This is a genomic window from Curtobacterium flaccumfaciens UCD-AKU, assembly GCF_000349565.1.
Lineage (GTDB): Bacteria > Actinomycetota > Actinomycetes > Actinomycetales > Microbacteriaceae > Curtobacterium > Curtobacterium poinsettiae.
Genome location: NZ_KB714620.1, coordinates 91,941 through 109,595, shown reverse-complemented (window position 1 = coordinate 109,595; position 17,655 = coordinate 91,941). Strand labels below are relative to the sequence as shown.

The following is a 17,655-nucleotide window of genomic DNA, read 5'->3' as shown; positions in this document are numbered from 1 at the left end:
GGCACCGCGCCTCCCGTCCGCAGGGTCGACAGACCCGTGTCAGACCCCTTCGAGCTCCTCGGGAACACTCGCTTCGGTACCCGGGATGCCGAGGTCGGAGGCCCGCTTGTCGGCCATCGCCAGCAGGCGACGGATGCGACCCGCGATGGCGTCCTTGGTCATGGGCGGGTCCGCGTGCTGGCCGAGCTCGTCGAGCGAGGCGTCGCGGTGCTGCAGGCGCAGCGTGCCGGCGTACTGCAGGTGGTCGGGGACGTCCTCGCCGAGGATCTCGAGCGCGCGCTCGACCCGGGCGCAGGCGGCCACGGCGGCCTGCGCGGAACGGCGCAGGTTCGCGTCGTCGAAGTTGACCAGGCGGTTCGCGGTCGCACGGACCTCGCGGCGCTGGCGCATCTCCTCCCAGTCGGCGGTGGTGCGTGCGGCGCCCATGACGGTCAGCATCTGACCGATGGCCTCACCGTCGCGGATGACGACGCGGTGGACCCCGCGGACCTCGCGGCCCTTGGCGGCGACACCGAGACGCGACGCGGCACCGACGAGGGCCATCGCGGCCTCGTTGCCGGGGCAGGTGACCTCGAGCGCAGCGGCCCGACCGGGGTCGGTCAGGGTGCCGGAGGCGAGGAACGCACCACGCCAGATGGCGGCGAGGTCCTCGCGGTTGCCCGTGGTCAGGCGGTTCGGCAGCCCGCGGACGGGTCGACGACGGGCGTCCATCAGGCCGGTCTGGCGAGCGAGGGTCTCCCCCGCCTCGAGCACGCGGACCAGGTAGCGGGTCCCGCGACGGGAGGATGCGGACGACCCCACCGACGCCTCGCTGCGCACGCCGTACAGCTCGGCGAGGTCCTTGCGGACCCGGTGCACGATGATCCGGGTGTCGAGCTCGACCTCGACCGCGATGCGGCCCGAGATGACGTGCAGACCACCGGCGAACCGGAGGATCGTGGCCAGTTCGGCGGCGCGGACCGTGTTGCGGTTCACGGCGACCCTGGCCAGTTCGTCCTTGACCTCGGCAGTCAACGGCACAGCATCATTCCTAACTTCATTCATTGGTTCCCGCAGATCCGGCGGCACGGGCGTGGGAGCGGCCGGAGGGACGGTCACTCCCGGCCGAGATCTCGGTTCTTCACACGCACGGCGACGCCTGGCATCCCGCGGAGGAGGTTCGCCAACTCGGCGACGATGGCGACCGAGCGGTGCTTCCCGCCGGTACAGCCGATGGCGATCGTAGCGTGTCTTTTGTTCTCGCGCTGGTACCCCTCGAAGACCGGCTCGAGCACGGAGGCGTAGCGGTCGACGAACGGACGGGCTCCGGCCTGGCCGAGCACGTAGTCCGATACCGGCTGGTCGAGGCCGGTGTGGGGCCGCAGTTCCGGCACCCAGTAGGGGTTCGGCAGGAACCGGACGTCCGCCACCATGTCGGCGTCGGCGGGCAGTCCGTACTTGAATCCGAAGCTCATCAGCGTGACCTGGAGTCCCACGAAGTGCTCGTCGGCGAACTGTTCGATGACGGTGTTCGCGAGCTGGTGGATGTTGAGGTCGGAGGTGTCGATCACCACGTCGGACGCCTCACGCAGGCCGGCGAGACGCGCGCGTTCGCGGGCGATGCCGTCGAGCAGGGTGTCCTCGCCCTGGAGTGGGTGGGGTCGGCGCACCTGCTCGAACCGTCGGACCAGCACGGCGTCGGTCGCCTCGAGGAACAGCACCCGGACCCGCGCGGACGTGCTCGAGCGGACCTGCTCGACCGCGTGCTCGGGGTCGGTGAAGAACCGCCCGCCCCGGACGTCGACCACCGTGGCGATCTTCGGGATCTTCTCGCCCGCACGGTCGGCGAGCTCGGTCAGCGGGGCCAGCATCTGCGTGGGCAGGTTGTCGACGACGTACCAGCCCAGGTCTTCCAGGGCCTTGCCGACCGTGGACCGCCCGGCCCCGGACATGCCGGTGACGATGAGGATGTCGTGCTGCGACGCGTGTGTGGTCGCGGTGGCGCTGTCGGTCATCTGGGAGTGGGCTCCGTCGTGGCGGCCCGGGCGCGTCGCCCGGGGAGGTCTCGGCTGCCGGACCAGGCTACCGCCCGGTGACGGACGGGAGGCGCGGGGTTCGTCACGACGGTCGCTGCGGACCGTCGCTGGTCACCTCGGGGACCCGCACCGGGCCTCCGGGGTGGGTAACGGTCTGCTGGGTGGCTGCGTCCTCGGTCACGGTGTCCGCGATCGCGTCGGCGTCCGGCTCGGGGGCGCTGGACGCGCTCGTGGCCGGTGCGCTCGTCGGCGTCTGGGCCAGCTTCGAGACGACCGCGGCAGCCGTCGCCGGACCGATCCCGTTCACCTCGCCGATGTCCTCGGCCGTGGCTTCACGCAGCCGGGCGACCGATCCGAAGTGCTTCAGCAGGGCGTTCACGCGACTCGGTCCGAGACCGGGGATCTCGGACAGCCGTGAGCGCACGTCGCGCTTGCGCTTGCTGCGCTGGTGGGTGATCGCGAACCGGTGCGCCTCGTCACGGATCCGCTGGATCAGGAACAGCGCCTCGGAGTTGCGGGGCAGGATCACCGGGAAGTCGTCGTCCGGCAGCCAGAGTTCCTCGAGCCGCTTGGCGATGCCGACCAGGGCGATGTCGTGCACGCCGGCTTCGTCCATCGCGCGCTTCGCGGCCTGCACCTGGGGCTGGCCGCCGTCGACGATCAGCAGCTGCGGACGGTAGGCGAACCGCTTCGTCGGCTTCGACCCCTCGACGACCTCGTCCGTCGTGACGTCGGGGACGTCCGGCAGCTCGGCGTCCTCGTCCAGCCGGGCCAGGCGCCGCGACAGCACCTGGTGCATGCTGTCGGTGTCGTCGGTGGTCTCGGCGATCGAGTACCGGCGGTACTGGTCCTTGCGCGGCAGACCGTCCTCGAACACCACCATCGAGGCGACGACGTTCGTGCCCTGCAGGTGCGAGATGTCGTAGCACTCCATGCGGAGCGGCGCCTCGGCCATGCCGAGGGCGTCCTGGATGTCGGCGAGTGCTGCGGCCCGGGTGGTGTAGTCGGCGGAGCGCTTGGTCTTGTAGAGCATGAGCGCCTGCCCGGCGTTCTGCGCAGCCGTCCGGGCGAGACCCGCACGGTCGCCGCGCTGGGCGGTGCTGAGCTTCGTGCCACGCCCGTTCCGGCGCTTGCTGAGCCACTCCTGGAGCGCGTCGGCGTCCTCTGGCAGCTCGGGGACGACGACTTCGCGCGGGGGCTCGTCCGTGACGTAGACGCCCTGCACGATCTGCTCGACGAGGTCGCCGGTGGCGATGTCGAGCTCCTTGTCGACCACCCAGCCGCGGACACCGCGGATGCGGCCGCCCCGGACCGAGAACAACTGCACAGCGGCGGCGAGCTCGTCTTCCGCGATGCCGAACAGGTCGAGGTCGACCGAGTCACGGAGCACCACGGCGGACTTCTCGAGCACAGCTTCGAGCGCCTCGACCTGGTCGCGGAACTTCGCGGCCTGCTCGTACTGCATCGCGTCGGCGGAGGCGCCCATGCGCTGCCGGAGTTCGGTGATGACCCGACGGTCGTAGGAGTTCATGAAGCGCACGAACTCCTCGACGAGCGCCCGGTGCTCTTCGATCGTGACCTTCTGCGAGCACGGGCCACCGCACTTGCCGATCTGCCCCGGGAAGCACGGGCGGCCGGTCTGCATCGCCTTCTTGTACGAGGAGTCCGAGCACGTCCGGATCGGGAACACCTTGATCATCAGGTCGATGGTGTCGTGCACGGCCCAGATCTTCGGGTACGGACCGAAGTACTTCGCCCCCTTGATCTTGCGGTTGCGCGTCACCATCACCCGCGGCGCTTCGTCACCCAGGGTGACCGCCATGTACGGGTACGACTTGTCGTCGCGGAACTTGACGTTGAAGGGCGGGTCGAACTCCTTGATCCAGGTGTACTCGAGCTGGAGCGCCTCGATCTCGGAACCGACCGTCGTCCACTCGACGCTGCGGGCCGTCAGGACCATCCGCCGGGTGCGCTCGTGCAGCGTCGGGAGCGGGGCGAAGTAGTTGCTCAGCCGGGCGCGGAGGTTCTTCGCCTTGCCGACGTAGAGCACCCGGCCGGCCTCGTCACGCCATCGGTAGACCCCCGGGTCGGTCGGGATCTCCCCCGCCTTCGGACGCCACGGGACGGTGTCCGCCACCTACCGAGCACCCGCCTTCTGCTTGCTCGTCTGCTTGGTCGTGCCCGACTGCTTGCCGCCCTGCTGCGTGCCGCCCTGCTGCTTCTGGGTTGCCTGGCGTGCACCGACGGCCTGCTGCTTGCCGACCCGGGCGTCCTGCGCGTCGAAGATCTCGCGCAGGAAGACACCGGTGTGGCTCTCCGGCACGGTCGCCACGTGCTCCGGGGTGCCCGTCGCCAGGACCGTGCCGCCACCGGAGCCGCCCTCGGGCCCCATGTCGATCAGCCAGTCGGCGGACTTGATGACGTCGAGGTTGTGCTCGATGGTGATGACGGTGTTGCCCTTGTCGACCAGGCTCTGCAGCACGAGGAGGAGCTTGCGGACGTCCTCGAAGTGCAGACCGGTCGTCGGCTCGTCGAGCACGTACACGGTGCGACCGTTCGAGCGACGCTGCAGCTCGGTGGCGAGCTTGACGCGCTGCGCCTCGCCGCCGGAGAGCGTGGTCGCGCTCTGGCCGAGGCGCACGTAGCCGAGGCCCACGTCGACGAGGGTCGCCATGTAGCGGTGGATCGCGGAGATCGGCTCGAAGAACTCGGCCGCCTCGCTGATCGGCATGTCGAGGACCTCGGAGATGTTCTTGCCCTTGTAGTGCACCTGGAGCGTCTCGCGGTTGTAGCGCGCACCACCGCAGACCTCGCACGCGACGTAGACGTCGGGCAGGAAGTTCATCTCGATCTTGATCGTGCCGTCACCGGCGCAGTTCTCGCAGCGACCGCCCTTGACGTTGAAGCTGAATCGACCGGGCTGGTAGCCGCGGGTCTTCGCTTCCTGCGTCTCGGCGAACAGCTGCCGGATGCGGTCGAACACGCCCGTGTAGGTCGCCGGGTTCGACCGCGGCGTGCGGCCGATCGGTGCCTGGTCGACGTGCACGACCTTGTCGAGCTGGTCGAGGCCCTTCACCCGCGTGTGCTTGCCCGCGATGTGCCGCGCACCGTTGAGCTGGTTGGCGAGCACCTTGTACAGGATGTCGTTCACCAGCGTCGACTTGCCGGAACCGCTGACACCCGTGACCGCGGTGAAGACACCGAGGGGGAAGTCCGCGTCGATCGTCTTCAGGTTGTTCGCCCGAGCGCCCTGCACCGTGATGGCGCGCTTGAGGTTGACCTTGCGACGCTCGGCGGGCACCTCGATCGCACGGCGGCCGGCGAGGTAGTCACCCGTGATCGACTCGCGGTTCTCGATGATGCCCTCGTACGAACCGGAGTGCACCACATTGCCGCCGTTGACGCCGGCGCCGGGGCCGATGTCGACGACCCAGTCGGCCGTGCGGATCGTGTCTTCGTCGTGCTCGACGACGATGAGCGTGTTGCCGAGGTCCTTGAGCTTGACCAGGGTGTCGATGAGTCGACGGTTGTCACGCTGGTGCAGGCCGATGCTCGGCTCGTCGAGCACGTAGAGCACGCCCGTCAGGCCGGAGCCGATCTGCGTCGCCAGACGGATGCGCTGTGCCTCGCCACCGGAGAGGCCACCGGCACCACGCGCCAGGGTGAGGTAGTTCAGACCGACCTCGAGCAGGAACTCGAGACGCGCGCGGATCTCACGCAGCACCGCCGCGGCGATGTGCGCTTCGCGGTCGGTCAGCGTCAGCTCGTCCATGAACGAGTACGCGTTGTCGAGCGACATGTCGGTGACGTCCGCGATGCTGCGGTCGTTCACCGTCACCGCGAGCACCTCGGGCTTGAGGCGGGTTCCCTCGCACACCGGGCACGGGACCTCGCGCAGGTAGCCCTGGAAGCGCTGCCGCTGCGAGTCCGACTCGGCCTCGGCGAACTTGCGCTCGATGTAGGGCATGACGCCTTCGAAGCCACTCGTGTACCGCATCTCGCGGCCGAAGCGGTTGCGCCAGGAGACCGAGACCTGGAAGTCCTTGCCGGTCAGGATCGACGCCTGGACCGCGGGGTCGAGCTGGTTCCACGGGGTGTCGAGCGAGAAGCCGAGCTCCTTGCCGAGGCCGCCGAGCAGCTTCTCGAAGTAGGAGTACAGCCCGCTGGTGCCGGTCCAGGGCAGCAGGACGCCGTCACGCAACGATGCCTCGGGGTCGCCGAGCACCAGGTCGGGGTCGACCGACATGCGCGTGCCGAGGCCGGAGCACTCGGGGCAGGCACCGAACGGGGCGTTGAACGAGAACGTCCGCGGCTCGATCTCGGTGAGCGCCAGGGGGTGGTTGTTCGGGCAGGAGAGGTTCTCGGAGTAGGTCCGGACCGCCCCGGGTCCCTCGTGGTCCACCAGGTCGATGCCGACGGTGCCGTCGGTCAGCCGCAGCGCGGTCTCGAGCGAGTCGGTGAGCCGCCCGAGGATGTCGTCGCTCGACACCAGGCGGTCGACGATGACCGAGATGTCGTGCTTGACCTGCTTCTTGAGCTTGGGCGGGTCGCTGAGCTGGATGCGCTCCCCGTCGACGATCGCACGGGCGTAGCCGGACGCTGCGAGCTCCTGGAAGAGGTCGACGAACTCGCCCTTCTTCTTGGAGATGACGGGTGCGAGGACCTGGAACCGGGTACCGGTCTCGAACTGCATGAGCTGGTCGGCGATCTGCTGGACGGTCTGCTTGCTGATCACCTCGCCGCACGTCGGGCAGTGCGGTACCCCGATGCGCGCCCAGAGCAGACGCATGTAGTCGTAGACCTCGGTGATCGTACCGACCGTCGACCGGGGGTTGCGGTTGGTCGACTTCTGGTCGATCGACACCGCCGGCGAGAGCCCCTCGATGAAGTCGACGTCGGGGCGGTCGACCTGGCCGAGGAACTGGCGCGCGTAGGCGGACAGCGACTCGACGTAGCGGCGCTGCCCCTCGGCGAAGATCGTGTCGAAGGCGAGCGAGGACTTGCCCGAGCCGGACAGGCCGGTGAACACGACGAGCGAGTCGCGGGGGATCTCGAGGTCGACGTCACGGAGGTTGTGCACGCGAGCACCGCGCACGCTGAGCGTGGAGGTGCTGTGCGGTGCGTTCCCGCCGGGGAGGTGGAGGTCAGCGGGCTCGCCGAAGGCGTTCCGGCCCGACGTCGAGGTACCGGGGTCAGAGGTGATGGTCATCGTCGTCGAGTCTACGAAGCGGCACCGACATTCGGCCGGGAAGCAGGGTCAGACGAATGCGTCGAGAGCGAACGCGACCCCGGAAGCGCGCGCACTCGCGGTCCAGAGCTGCGCGGCGACCGTGCGGTCGTGCGCCCGGGGTTCCGCCGCGACCACCGTCGATGCACCGCGGAGCTGTCCCCAGCCGGCCGGACCCCAGTACTCCCCCGAGCGCACGTCCGCACCGACCGCGGCGTGCACGAGCGGCTCGGCACCGACGTCCTTGCCCTGGGCGACGAGGCGCGCAGCCGGGCGGATCCACTCGGGTTCCGGGCGGACCGGACTGATGTCCGGTCGGACCGGCGACAGCCGGTCGAGTGACAGACCGGGGTGCGCCACGACGCTCGACACGGGCGACCCCGAATCGGCCAGCCGCTCGGCGAGCTCGAACCCGAACAGCATCACGGCGAGCTTGCTCCGGGCGTACTGGCGATGGTTGGAGTAGCGGCCGACGCCGAGGGGGTCCGTCGGGTCGAGCTGTGCGAACCGGTGCGCGATCGAGCCGAGGTGCACGATCCGGCCGGCGCGTCGTTCGAGCAGGGGCAGCACGAGGCCGGTCCAGGCGAAGTGGCCCAGGTGGTTCGTGCCGATCTGCAGTTCGGTTCCCTGCGCGGTGCTCCGCTGTGTGGACGCGCCGACGACGCCCGCGTTGTTCACGACCGCGTCGACGCCGTCGGGTTCCAGCTGTGCGAGCTCCGCGGCGGCTGCACGCACCGAGTCGAGGTCTGCCAGGTCGAGGTGGACGTGGGCGAGCGACGCACCGTCGACGTGTCGCCGGATGCTGCGCTCGGCGGCCGCAGCCCGACCGCGGTCGCGCGTGGCCAGCACCACCCGGTGTCCGGCCGCGGCCAGTTGTTCGGCGGCGTGGTAGCCGAGGCCGGCACTCGCACCGGTGATGACGACCGTGCGGGCAGCGTCAGCTGACATGCCCGGCCGACTCCATCTGGCGCAGGGCCTTCTTCAGGTCCTGCACCTCGTCGCGCAGTCGGGCTGCGAGCTCGAACTTCAGCTCGGCCGCCGCCTGCAGCATCTGGTCGTTGAGGTCGGCGATGGTGGCCCCGAGCTGCGTTGCGCCCTCGCCCGCGATGCCCCCGCGCTTGAGGTTCGGCGTCGGCGAACGACGGCCGTCCGTACCGGGGCGGCCCTGCAGGAGCGCCTTCGTGTCGTCGTTCTCGCGCTGCAGGACCTCGGTGATGTCGGCGATCTTCTTGCGCAGTGGCTGCGGGTCGATCCCGCGCTCCAGGTTGTACGCCACCTGCTTCTCGCGACGGCGGTCGGTCTCCTCGATCGCGATCTTCATCGAGTCGGTCATCTTGTCGGCGTACATGAGCACCTGGCCCGACACGTTGCGGGCGGCACGACCGATCGTCTGGATGAGCGACGTCGATGAACGGAGGAAGCCTTCCTTGTCGGCGTCGAGGATGGCGACGAGCGACACCTCGGGCAGGTCGAGGCCCTCACGCAGCAGGTTGATGCCGACGAGCACGTCGTACACGCCCTGCCGCAGCTCGGTGAGCAGTTCGACACGCTTCAGGGTGTCGACGTCGGAGTGCAGGTACCGGACCCGCACGCCCGCGTTGCCGAGGAAGTCGGTGAGTTCTTCGGCCATGCGCTTGGTGAGCGTCGTGACGAGGACGCGTTCGTCCTTCTCGACACGCTGCTTGATCTCCTCGAGCAGGTCGTCGATCTGGCCGTCGCTCGGCTTCACCACGATCTCGGGGTCGATGAGGCCGGTCGGGCGGATGATCTGCTCGACCACGCTGTCGGTGACCCCGAGCTCGTAACGGCCGGGGGTGGCCGACAGGTAGACCTTCTGGCCGACGCGCTCCAGGAACTCCTCCCACTTCAGCGGGCGGTTGTCCATCGCGCTCGGCAGACGGAACCCGTGCTCGACGAGGGTGCGCTTGCGCGAGGCGTCGCCTTCGTACATCGCACCGATCTGCGGCACGGTGACGTGCGACTCGTCGATGACGATGAGGAAGTCGTCCGGGAAGTAGTCGATGAGGCAGTGCGGTGCCTCACCCGGGCCGCGGCCGTCCATGTGCCGCGAGTAGTTCTCGATGCCGGAGCAGAACCCGATCTGCTCCATCATCTCGATGTCGAACGTCGTTCGCATGCGGAGCCGCTGGGCCTCGAGCAGCTTGCCCTGGCCCTCGAGCTCGGCGAGCCGTTCCGCGAGTTCTTCCTTGATGGACACGATCGCCCGGTGCATCACGTCGGTGTCGGCGACGTAGTGCGACGCGGGGAAGATCGAGACGGCGGGCAGGTCGTCGATGACGTTGCCCGTCAGCGGGTGCAGCGAGGAGAGCGCTTCGATCTCGTCACCGAACATCTCGATGCGGATGGCGTGCTCTTCGTACATCGGGATGATCTCGATGGTGTCGCCGCGCACCCGGAAGGTCCCGCGCGCGAAGTCGACGTCGTTGCGCTGGTACTGCATGGCGACGAACTTGCGCACGAGCTGGTCACGGGAGATCGTCTGGCCGACGTGGAGTGCGACCGAGGCGTTCATGTACTGCTCGGGGGTGCCGAGGCCGTAGATGCACGAGACGGTGGAGACCACGACGGTGTCGCGCCGGCTGAGCAACGAGTTCGTCGTGGAGTGCCGGAGTCGTTCGACCTCGGCGTTGACCGAGGAGTCCTTCTCGATGAACGTGTCCGTCTGCGGGACGTACGCCTCGGGCTGGTAGTAGTCGTAGTAGGAGACGAAGTACTCGACCGCGTTGTTCGGCATCAGACTGCGGAACTCGTTGGCGAGCTGCGCCGCGAGGGTCTTGTTGTGCGCGAGCACGAGCGTCGGCCGCTGCACCTGCTCGATGAGCCACGCGGTCGTCGCCGACTTGCCCGTACCGGTCGCGCCCAGCAGCACGACGTCGGTCTCACCGGCGTTGATCCGCCCGGCGAGTTCCGCGATGGCCGCGGGCTGGTCGCCACTCGGCGAGTACTCGCTGATGACCTCGAACGGACGCACCGCTCGGGTCGGTTCGATCGCAACACCCATGAGGACAACGCTAGTCGGCACCCCTGACACCGGAGGACGTTGCTCGCCCTCGGCGTACTGTCCCCTCCGACGGCGCAGGACCGGACCGCCCTCCGGGGTGCGCACGGCTCATCCCGTGATCCGGGCCCACACCTCGTCGGCGGAGCGGATCGTCCGCTCGAGGGTCCCGGTCGCGTCGACGACGTGGTCGGCGAGGGCGAGGCGGTCCTCGTCACTCGCCTGGGCTGCGACCCGGCGCTCGGCCTCCTCACGGGGCATCCCGCGGTGTTCGACGAGTCGCTCGATGCGCTGCGCCGCGGGGGCGTCCACCACCACGACCGCCTCGAACCGGAGCGGACGGGACCCCCGAGCCTCGGCCAGGAGCGGCACGTCGTAGACCACCACGGCGTCGGGGTCAGCGGACTCGGCTCCGTCGAACGCCTGCTGCGCGAGCCGCCACACCTCGGGGTGCGTGATGGCTTCGAGGTCCTTCCGCGCCGCGGGGTCCGCGAAGACGATCGATCCGAGTGCGGGCCGGTCGAGCGAGCCGTCGGCGGCGATGACCGACGCGCCGAACCGCTCGGCGACCTGTGCCAGGCCCGGGCTTCCCGGTGCCACCGCGTCCCGCGCCAGGCGATCGGCGTCGACGATGACGGCCCCGTGCTCGGCCCAGCGTCGGGAGACGGTCGACTTGCCCGCGGCGATGCCGCCCGTGAGTCCGATGATGTGCACGGCAACAGGGTAACGACCCGGAAGCCCGGAAACGCCGGAAGCCCGGCACCCTGTCAGGGGTGCCGGGCTTCCGGTCGGGACGAACCGCTCGATCAGTTGTTGGTCGAGCTGAGCTTCTCGCGGAGTGCAGCGAGCGACGCGTCGTCGGCCAGGGGGCTTGCGCCACCCGTCTCGCCGGCGAACGACGAGGACGACGACGACGAGGAAGCCGTCGCCGGGAGGTCGAAGCCACCCTGCGCCTCGTCGGCGATGGTCTTCGCGACCTGCGCCTTGTGGGCTTCCCAACGACCCTGGGCGGCCGCGTACTGGCCCTCCCACTCGGTGCGCTGCGTGTCGTAGCCCTCGAGCCACTCGTTGGTCTCCGGGTCGAAGCCCTCGGGGTACTTGTAGTCACCCTTGTCGTCGTACTCGGTCGGCATGCCGTAGAGCGCCGGGTCGAACTCGTCGCTCTCCGGGTCCACGCCCTCGTTCGCCTGCTTGAGGCTGAGCGAGATGCGGCGACGGTCGAGGTCGATGTCGATGATCTTGACGAAGACCTCGTCGTTGACCGAGACGACCTGCTCGGCGAGCTCGACGTGCTTGTTCGAGAGCTCCGAGATGTGCACGAGGCCCTCGATGCCGTCGGCAACACGGACGAAGGCACCGAACGGGACGAGCTTCGTGACCTTGCCCGGTGCGATCTGGCCGATCGCGTGGGTGCGGGCGAAGACCTGCCACGGGTCCTCCTGCGTCGCCTTGAGCGAGAGCGACACGCGCTCACGGTCCAGGTCGACCTCGAGGATCTCGACGGTGACTTCCTGACCGACCTCGACGACCTCGCTGGCGTGCTCGATGTGCTTCCAGCTGAGCTCGGAGACGTGGACGAGACCGTCGACGCCACCGAGGTCCACGAACGCACCGAAGTTGACGATCGAGGACACGATGCCCTTGCGGACCTGGCCCTTGTGGAGGTTGTTGAGGAACGTGGTCCGGGACTCGGACTGCGTCTGCTCGAGGAGCGCACGGCGCGACAGGACCACGTTGTTGCGGTTCTTGTCGAGCTCGAGGATCTTGGCCTCGATCTCCTGGCCGAGGTACGGCGTGAGGTCGCGGACACGACGGAGCTCGATGAGCGAGGCGGGGAGGAAGCCACGGAGGCCGATGTCGACGATGAGGCCGCCCTTGACGACCTCGATGACCGTCCCGGTCACGACGCCGTCGGACTCCTTGATCTTCTCGACGTCGCCCCACGCACGCTCGTACTGCGCACGCTTCTTCGACAGGATGAGGCGGCCTTCCTTGTCCTCCTTCTGGAGAACCAGGGCCTCGACCTCGTCGCCGACCTCGACGACCTCGTTGGGGTCGACGTCGTGCTTGATCGAGAGCTCGCGCGAGGGGATGACACCCTCGGTCTTGTAACCGACGTCGAGGAGGACCTCGTCGCGGTCGATCTTCACGACGGTGCCGGAGATGAGATCACCGTCGTTGAAGAACTTCAGGGTCTTCTCGACCTCGGCCAGGAAGTCATCAGCCGAACCGATGTCGTTGATGGCGACCTGCTTAGGAGCCTTGGTCGTAGTGGTTGTCATGTAGAGATTGCTCCGAACGGACATGAGTCGGGCCATGGCGTGCGGGGACTCGGCCCCCGTGGTGCACCGCCGTGGCGATTGATTGAGTGGCGCGGATTGCGCCGCACAAGTCTAACCGCACCGGCCGAAGCCTCACAACCGGGCGGGTCGACGGCGCGTCACCCGACCAGGGCGGTGCGCAGGGTGTCGAGACCGATGCTGCCGAGCGAGAGCGCACGGTGGTGGAACGCCTTCAGGTCGAAGTCGGCTCCCTCACGCGCGGCGACCTCGTCGCGGATGGACTCCCACACGCGCTGGCCGACCTTGTAGGACGGTGCCTGCCCCGGCCACCCGAAGTAGCGGGCCACCTCGAACCGGACGAACGCCGGGTCCATGTTGACGTTCTGCCCCATGAAGTCGAGCGCGTACTCCCACGTCCAACCGCCGCCGTCGGGGTTCGTCTTCTGCAGGTGCACGCCGATGTCCAGGACGACGCGGGCGGCACGCATCCGCTGGCCGTCGAGCATGCCGAGTCGGTCGCCGTCGTCGTCGAGGAACCCGAGCTGTTCCATCAGCCGCTCCGCGTAGAGCGCCCAGCCCTCGACGTGCCCCGAGGAGCCCGACAGCTGCCGGCGCCAGGTGTTCAGCTCGCCGCGGTTGTAGACGCCCTGGCTGATCTGCAGGTGGTGGCCCGGGACGCCCTCGTGGTAGACCGTCGTCTTCTCACGCCAGGTGCCGAACTCGGTGACGCCCTCGGGCACGGACCACCACATGCGACCGGCACGGGAGAAGTCGTCGGAGGGACCGCTGTAGTAGATCCCGCCCTCTTGCGTGGGAGCGATCCGGCACTCCAGGCGACGGATCGGGTCCGGGATGTCGAAGTACGTCCCCGCCATCGCGGCGATCGACGCGTCGCTCGTCTTCTGCATCCACCGCTGCAGGGCGTCGGTCCCGTGCAGGATCCGTGACGGGTCGGTGTCGAGCACCTCGATCGCGCGGGCGACGCTCGCACCGGACTCGATGCGGTCGGCGATGCGCTCCTGTTCGTCCCGCATGCGGGCGAGTTCCTCGAGGCCCCACTCGTACGTCTCGTCGAGGTCGACGACCGCACCGAGGAACCGGCGGGAGTGCAGCTCGTAGGCTTCGCGACCGACGGCGTCGACCGGGGTGGCCAGCGGCAGCAGCTCGTGCTCCAGGAACTGTCCGAACGAGCGGTAGGCCGCCGCCGCGACCTCGGCACCGCGGCGCAGGTCGGCTCGGAGCGCCTCCGGCACGGGGACGTCGCCCTCGAACGCGGCGGAGTCGGCCAGCTGACGGAACATCCCGCCGTCGGCGCCGGTGCGCGCCGCCTGCTCGGCGATGAGCGCGACCTGGCGCTTCGCCGGGGTGACGTCTTCACGCGTGCCCTCGAGCAGTGTCTCGCGGATGCCCTCGAGCGCATCCGGCAGCGCCTGCAGCCGACTCGCGATGTCCTGCCAGTCCGACTCGGTCGCGGTCGGCATCAGGTCGATGATCTCGCGCACCGACTGTGCCGGGCTCGCGATGACGTTCAGGTCGCGGAGGTGCAGCTTGCGCTCGTAGGACTCGACGGTGAGGTCCAGCTCGGCACCGAGGTCGGCCTTGGTCACCTGGTCCACGGAGTCGACGGCCGGAGCGGCGTCGAGTGCACGCTTGGTGCCGCGGGCGGCCTCGGCCAGCGCGGCGGCGCCGGCGGGCGAGGTGTCGCCGTACTCCCCCGTGCGCCCCGGCACCCCGATGTACGTGGCGGTCGTCGGGTCGAGATCGACGAGTGTGGTGACCCAGTCCTCGGCGACACGGTCGACGGCGGACGGCTGGCGGACAGGACGGTCATCGGTCATGCCCTCGACCCTACCCAGGTGGACCACGGCGGACGGCCGCTGCGGATCGACGGACAGGAGGCGCGGTGCCAGCTGGCACCGCGCCTCCTGTCCGTCGACCGTCACCACCAGGGCCGGCGGCCCCGCGTCAGTGCGCGGCGTCCTCCCAGTTGCGGCCGACGCCGACGGACACGTCGAGCGGCACCGTCAGCTCGGCGGCGTTGCCCATCCGGGTGCGCAGGATCTCCTCGACGCGCTCCTGCTCGCCCGGAGCGACCTCGAGGATGAGCTCGTCGTGCACCTGGAGCAGCAGGTGGGACTCCAGCTCGTCGTCGCGCAGGTCGTCGGCGACCCCGAGCATCGCGATCTTGATGATGTCGGCGGCGGAACCCTGGATCGGTGCGTTCAGCGCGGCCCGCTCGGCGTTCTCGCGCAGCACCCGGTTCGGGCTCTTCAGGTCGGGGAACGGACGACGGCGACCGAAGATCGTCTCGGTGTAGCCGTCCTCACGCGCCTGCTCGACGACGTTGCGCAGGTAGTCGCGTACGGCGCCGAAGCGGGAGAAGTACTCGGTCATGAGCGTGCGGGCCTCGGACTGCTCGATGCGCAGCTGCTTCGACAACCCGAACGCGCTCAGCCCGTACGCCAGGCCGTAGGACATGGCCTTGACCTTCGTGCGCATCTCGTTGGAGACCTCGGACGGGTCGACACCGAAGACCCGGGCGCCGACGAAGCGGTGCAGGTCCTCGCCCTCGTTGAAGGCCTGGATCAGCCCGGGGTCGCCGGAGAGGTGCGCCATGATCCGCATCTCGATCTGCGAGTAGTCGGCGGTGACGAGCGTCGTGTACGGCTCGGCGACCGCGAACGCCGAGCGGATCCGGCGACCGACGGCGGTCTTCACGGGGATGTTCTGCAGGTTCGGGTCGGTCGACGACACCCGGCCGGTGCTCGTGCCGGTCTGCTCGTACCGGGTGTGGATGCGCCCGTCGACCACGGCGGCGTCGAGGGTGTCGACGATCTGCCGGAGCTTCGTGGCGTCGCGGTGCTGCAGCAGGAGCCCGAGGAACGGGTGCGGGTGCTGTTCCTGCAGGTCGGCCAGGCTCGCGGCGTCGGTCGAGAACCCGGTCTTGGTCTTGCGGGTCTTCGGCATCGCGAGCTCGGTGAACAGGACTTCCTGCAGCTGCTTCGGCGACCCGAGGTTGACCTCGTGCCCGATCTCGGCGAACGCCTGCTGCGCCAGCTCGGCGGCGCGCTCCCCCAGCTCCTTCGACAGGCCCGTGAGCACCGGACGGTCCATGCCGACGCCGATGGTCTCCATGCCCGCGAGCACCGAGACGAGCGGCAGCTCGATGTCGTCGAGCACCTGCAGCGAGGACGCGTCGATCCGGGCACGCAGGGCCGTGGTGACGCGGAGCACGAACCAGGCGTGCACCCCGACGTTGACCGGGTCGGTCTCGGGGACGAGCTGGTTCGGGTCGGCCGTCGGCAGTTCTTCGCCGAGCTCCTGGTAGACGAGGTCGGACAGCGGCTCCCCCTGCTTGCCGGGCTGTGCGAGCCACCCCATGATCCGGGCGTCGCCGGCGACGCCGTTCACCACGAAGCCGGCGGTGCCGAGGGCCTTGATCGCGGCCTTGGCGTCGTGGAAGTGCTTCGGTGCGTCGGACGCGAACCAGGCCGAGAGCTGCTCGTAGTCCTGGGCACCGCTGCCACCCGGCACGAGCACGGCGTCGTCGTGGGTCGCGATGCCGATGGCGCTGAGGCGTCCGTCGATGACCTCGACCGCGACGCCGTAGCCGTTCGCCGCCTCGGTCGCGTTCCGGCGTTCGAGCCAGTAGCCGAGCTCTTCGTCGATCAGGGTCTTGACGGGCGGCGGGGTCGGCGCACCGTCGTCGACGGTGCCCTCGGCCGAGGGTTCTGCGGGCTCGCCCGACCCGGCGACCTTGAACACGCGGTCGAGCAGCGTGCGGAACTGCAGCTTGGCGAAGAGCTCGCGCACCGCGTTCTCGTCGACGGGACGGAGTGCGACGTCGGCCGGACCGACGGGCAGTTCGACGTCGGTCACCAGGCGGTTGAGCCGGCGGTTCCGCACGGCACGGTCCCGCTGCTCACGCAGGTTGTTGCCGACGACGCCCTTGATCTCGTCGGCGTGCTCGAGGACACCGTCGAGCGACCCGTACTGGGTGACCCACTTGACCGCGGTCTTCTCGCCGACCTTGTCGATGCCGATCAGGTTGTCGCTGGTCTCGCCGACGAGGGCCGCGATGTCCGGGTACTGGTGCGGCTCGATGCCGTACCGCTCGTAGACCTTGTCGCGGTCGTAGCGGGTGAGTTCGGAGACACCGCGGACCGACGGGTACAGCAGCGTCACGTCGTCGTTGACGAGCTGGATCGAGTCGCGGTCGCCCGAGACCACGTAGACCTTGTACCCCTGGTCGGAGCCCTGCTTGGAGAGGGTCGCGAGGATGTCGTCGGCCTCGTAGTCCTCTTTCGTGACGGTGGTGATGCCCATCGCCTCGAGCGCCTGCTGCAGCAGCGGGATCTGGCCCTTGAACTCGGCCGGTGTCTCGGAGCGGGTGCCCTTGTACTCGGCGTACTCACGCGTGCGGAACGAGAACCGGGAGATGTCGAACGCCACCGCCAGGTGGGTGGGCTTCTCGCGCTGCAGGAGCATCAGCAGCATCGAGATGAAGCCGTGGATCGCGTTGGTGTGCTGCCCCTCGCGGTTCACGAAGCTGTCGACCGGCAGCGCGTAGAAGGCCCGGAAGGCGAGCGAGTGGCCGTCGATGACCATGAGGGTAGGCTTTGCGGAGTCCGACACCCGGACAGCCTACCGACGCCCGCTGACACGGAAGGTCGACGCAGACCGTGACCGACGACACCACCTCGACCACGATCGACCCCCGCCTCGATGACCGCGGCACGGGCGAGCTGGCCGAGAAGATGGGCATGGTCATCACCGAGCTCTCGGCGGAGCGAGCGGTCGGTTCGATCCCCGTCGAGGGCAACCGCCAGCCGGTCGGCCTGCTGCACGGCGGTGCCTACGTCGTCCTCGCGGAGAGCCTCGGGTCGATGGCCGCGAACGTGCACGCCGGGCCCGGCCGCTACGCCGTCGGCATCGAGCTCAGCGCCTCGCACTCCCGGAGTGCCACGAGCGGCCTGGTCACGGGCACGTGCACCGCCATCCACCTGGGCGGCACGCTCACCACCCACGAGATCGTCCTGACCGACGACCAGGGTCGCCGCTGCTCCACCGTCCGGATCACGAACATGATCCGCGAGCGTCGCTGACCGACGG

11 protein-coding genes are annotated in these 17,655 nt (G+C 69.2%); 1 reads left to right on the top strand and 10 read right to left on the bottom strand.

Annotated elements, in window-relative coordinates:
* Positions 1-39 precede the first annotated feature (39 nt).
* From whiA to polA, 10 genes are all read right to left on the bottom strand, one after another.
* A complete protein-coding gene (whiA, locus tag H489_RS28825; RefSeq protein ID WP_017887252.1) occupies positions 40-1,020 on the bottom strand; it encodes a DNA-binding protein WhiA in 981 nt (326 codons plus the stop codon).
* A 74-nt stretch (positions 1,021-1,094) separates the two neighbouring features.
* Positions 1,095-1,994, bottom strand: a complete 900-nt coding sequence (rapZ, locus tag H489_RS28820; RefSeq protein WP_017887251.1) for an RNase adapter RapZ — start codon at positions 1,992-1,994, stop codon at positions 1,095-1,097.
* A gap of 103 nt (positions 1,995-2,097) precedes the next feature.
* Complete coding sequence (gene uvrC, locus H489_RS28815) at positions 2,098-4,152, bottom strand: excinuclease ABC subunit UvrC (protein ID WP_017887250.1); 2,055 nt, start codon at positions 4,150-4,152, stop codon at positions 2,098-2,100.
* A complete protein-coding gene (uvrA, locus tag H489_RS28810; RefSeq protein WP_017887249.1) occupies positions 4,153-7,224 on the bottom strand; it encodes an excinuclease ABC subunit UvrA in 3,072 nt (1,023 codons plus the stop codon). It lies immediately after the preceding gene.
* 48 nt (positions 7,225-7,272) lie between these two features.
* Complete coding sequence (locus H489_RS28805) at positions 7,273-8,190, bottom strand: SDR family NAD(P)-dependent oxidoreductase (RefSeq protein ID WP_017887248.1); 918 nt, start codon at positions 8,188-8,190, stop codon at positions 7,273-7,275.
* On the bottom strand, positions 8,180-10,252 hold the full coding sequence (uvrB, locus tag H489_RS28800; protein WP_031259778.1) for an excinuclease ABC subunit UvrB: 2,073 nt from the start codon (positions 10,250-10,252) through the stop codon (positions 8,180-8,182). The genes H489_RS28805 and uvrB overlap by 11 nt, the downstream gene beginning before the upstream one ends.
* Positions 10,253-10,372: 120 nt before the next feature.
* The gene (gene coaE / locus H489_RS28795) at positions 10,373-10,975 is read right to left on the bottom strand and encodes a dephospho-CoA kinase (protein ID WP_017887246.1); all 603 of its coding nucleotides are present in this window, start codon (positions 10,973-10,975) and stop codon (positions 10,373-10,375) included.
* Positions 10,976-11,067: 92 nt separating this feature from the next.
* The gene (gene rpsA / locus H489_RS28790; protein ID WP_017887245.1) at positions 11,068-12,543 is read right to left on the bottom strand and encodes a 30S ribosomal protein S1; all 1,476 of its coding nucleotides are present in this window, start codon (positions 12,541-12,543) and stop codon (positions 11,068-11,070) included.
* A 158-nt stretch (positions 12,544-12,701) separates the two neighbouring features.
* The gene (locus H489_RS28785; protein ID WP_031259777.1) at positions 12,702-14,381 is read right to left on the bottom strand and encodes a DUF885 domain-containing protein; all 1,680 of its coding nucleotides are present in this window, start codon (positions 14,379-14,381) and stop codon (positions 12,702-12,704) included.
* Positions 14,382-14,508: 127 nt separating this feature from the next.
* Positions 14,509-17,151: a DNA polymerase I gene (gene polA, locus H489_RS28780; RefSeq protein WP_017887243.1), complete on the bottom strand. Its 2,643-nt coding sequence runs from the start codon at positions 17,149-17,151 to the stop codon at positions 14,509-14,511.
* A 74-nt stretch (positions 17,152-17,225) separates the two neighbouring features.
* Between polA and H489_RS28775 the strand changes: the two genes are divergently transcribed.
* Complete coding sequence (locus H489_RS28775; RefSeq protein ID WP_017887242.1) at positions 17,226-17,648, top strand: PaaI family thioesterase; 423 nt, start codon at positions 17,226-17,228, stop codon at positions 17,646-17,648.
* Positions 17,649-17,655 lie beyond the last annotated feature (7 nt).

Bases quoted from the DNA above. Each gene is read 5' to 3' on its own strand.
- rapZ (WP_017887251.1), bottom strand. From the start codon at position 1,994: ATGACCGACAGCGCCACCGCGACCACACACGCGTCGCAGCACGACATC.
- uvrA (WP_017887249.1), bottom strand. From the start codon at position 7,224: ATGACCATCACCTCTGACCCCGGTACCTCGACGTCGGGCCGGAACGCC.
- H489_RS28805 (WP_017887248.1), bottom strand. From the start codon at position 8,190: ATGTCAGCTGACGCTGCCCGCACGGTCGTCATCACCGGTGCGAGTGCC.
- rpsA (WP_017887245.1), bottom strand. From the start codon at position 12,543: ATGACAACCACTACGACCAAGGCTCCTAAGCAGGTCGCCATCAACGAC.
- H489_RS28785 (WP_031259777.1), bottom strand. From the start codon at position 14,381: ATGACCGATGACCGTCCTGTCCGCCAGCCGTCCGCCGTCGACCGTGTC.
- polA (WP_017887243.1), bottom strand. From the start codon at position 17,151: ATGGTCATCGACGGCCACTCGCTCGCCTTCCGGGCCTTCTACGCGCTG.